Below are 2,499 nucleotides of genomic sequence, written 5' to 3' on the forward strand. Positions count from 1 at the left end.
CGCGAGGGAGGCCGCCGAGGTGCCGGTGCGCGCGAGCTCGGCCTGGGCCTGGACCTCGCCCTGCTCGACGAGCGGCGCCGAGACCGGTGTGGCGTCATTGCTGCTGGCCTCGCCCGACGGGGCGCAGCCCGCCGGGGCCGGCGGGTAGGTGACGGTGACCGAGGCCGTCGGGTTGACCGTGACCAGGACCTCGACGGGCGACCGGGCCCAGTCGAACTCGTCGCCCTCGACCCACTCGCCCGACTCGAGCCTCGTCCAGCCCGGCCAGTCCGTCGGGTTGCCGTCGGCGTCGACCACGGCGCCCGGCCAGCGAACCACGCCCTCCATCGGCAGGCCGGCCTGGACGACGTCCGCCCCGCCGGGGTTGACCCAGGTGATGCTCGCGCCAGCGGCCGACGTGGCCCCCGACGCCCGGTAGGCGATCATCGGGACGTCGTTCTCGCAGAGCACGTCGACCTCGATCACGAGCTCGCACACCCCGCCCGGGACGTACCCGGCGCCGTCGTCCTCGCACCCCTCACCGAGGACCTGGGCCGAGGCCACGGCCGGGGCCACCGTCAGGGTGCCGATCGCCAGAGCGGCACCGGCCAGAGCGCGCAGTCCACGGTTCATGTCATCCTCCTCCGAGTCCCGACCGTCCCGCTGGTGCTGGACATACCGGGTCAAAACGGACATCTCAGGCCAGCATGCCACCATGCCGCCGAGATCGCGCCGTCATCCCCAGGACTTCACCCATAAGGCTGTACGCCCCCGCACGAGCCCACCCCGATCTCGTGTCAGATCCTCAGGGTGCTGGAGGTATCCCACGTTCTGACACGAGTGCAGCGCGATCTCAGGTCAGACGCTGGGGACGCCAGGGGTACCCCAGGTTCTGACACGAGATGCCGGTCGGGGGCGAGGGGCGGGTCGGGTCAGGAGCAGGTGGGGGTGGCGGGAAGGCCCGTGAGGGTGAGGCTGGGGGTGGCCCAGACGGGGACCTGGGTCTCGCCCGGGGCGAGCCGCACCTCCATCTCGAAGGACTCGGCCTCACCCGGGGCGAGGGTCGAGGTCAGCATGAGGACCTCTCGCCCCGAGGAGGTCCCCGGGTCCCCGCCGACGACGGCCTCGCCGCGGGTCACCGACCCCACGCTGCCGCCCACCGGGGCGTAGACCGTCACGTTGGTCCGCATCGTGCCCGGCTCGACCCCCGTGCGCCCCGCACCGACGACGTCCGCGGGCAGGGCCGCGATCACCGCGGGGTCGGTCGGCGCGGTCGAGCGTAGGTCGAGGCCCAGCACCACGGTGCTCGCCTGGTCGCCCGTGCCGCAGGTGGTGCGCAGCACCTCGAGCTCGGCCTCGAGGAAGTAGCCGAGCTTGGAACCCGTCGCGTCGTCGAGGAAGACCCCCGCGGCGGAGTCGGCGACCCCGCTGAGGAACCCGCCGCCGAGGGTCGTGCCACCCAGCAGCTCCTGCTCCGGGGGGCGGGAGGACCACAGACTGAGCCGGCGCTCGTCGACCGCCCGCTCGAGGGCCGAGACCAGCACGGCCGGGTCCGACTGCGCCGAGGCCAGGGAGCTGAAGACCGCTGCGGCGGCCCCGGCGAAGAAGTCGTCCGCCGCCGCCGGGTCGGTGTGCTGCACGTACGCCTGGAAGAGCAGCTGCTCGATCACGGTGTCCGCGGTGAGCACCTCCCCCGTCGGCTCGGTGACCGACCCCGTGGCCTCCAGCAGGTAGGACAACGCCACCGGGTCCACGGCGACCACGGCGTCGACCCGCTCCCCGGTCGTGGCGGCCCAGAGCTCGACCGCGAGCTCGGCGGTGCGCGGGAAGTCCGGGGTCATCGTGAGGTTCTGCAGGGTGAGGCCGAGCCGACCGCCGTGGACGGCTTCCTCCTCGGCGGTCACCGGCAGCACCGGCACGGTGAGGTCCGGCAGGTCCCGGCCAGGGACCTGATCGACCAGGGCGAGGGCGCCGTCGTCGGCCTCGAGGACGAGCCCGGCACCCGCGATGCCCCCCGCGGTCCGCAGCTCGGCGGGGTTGAGGGCAAGGACCAGGTAGCGCCGCGGGCCGTCGGTGCCGAGCATCGGCGGGACCACCTGCGCGAGCTCGTCGGCGACCCCCAGGAGGTCAGCGGCCTCGCCCACGGGCTCCTGCACCTCGCGGACGCGGTCGGCGAGGGGACCGACCAGCTGGTCGGTGTCGATGCCGTCGACCAGACCGCGGGCCTCCTCGGCGGGGGGCGCCCCCGGGGCCACGCGGGGGGGCGCGGCGACCATGGGGGCCAGGCCGGTCCCCCCGTCGACCATGGCGAGCTCGCTCGGGGAGATGGCCGTGCCGACTTCGACCAGCTCGGGGAGCACCCCCTCAGCCACCCGGTCGAAGGCCGCGACCACGTCGGTCACGGCGTCGAGCTGCGTCCCGGCCCACGGCAGGTACGTGGCCGCCACCCAGACCGGGTCCGCGGTCGCAGCACTCGCCTCGGCCGCACGCTCCCGCACAGCGGGCACCCGCGCGGCCGCC

At 74.5% G+C, this 2,499-nt stretch carries 2 protein-coding genes; both read right to left on the reverse strand.

The genetic code is table 11. The features are described 5' to 3' along the window. Positions 1 to 612 (reverse strand): peptidase (locus tag L0B03_RS16580; RefSeq protein WP_250447927.1); only part of this gene is annotated, 612 nt, incomplete at its 3' end. A 299-nt stretch (positions 613 to 911) separates the two neighbouring features. After that, positions 912 to 2,499, reverse strand: a 1,588-nt coding sequence (locus L0B03_RS16585; protein ID WP_250447929.1) for a DUF4012 domain-containing protein, incomplete at its 5' end; no start/stop codon positions are given.

It is taken from the genome of Actinotalea sp. C106 (assembly GCF_023630195.1).
GTDB lineage: Bacteria > Actinomycetota > Actinomycetes > Actinomycetales > Cellulomonadaceae > Actinotalea.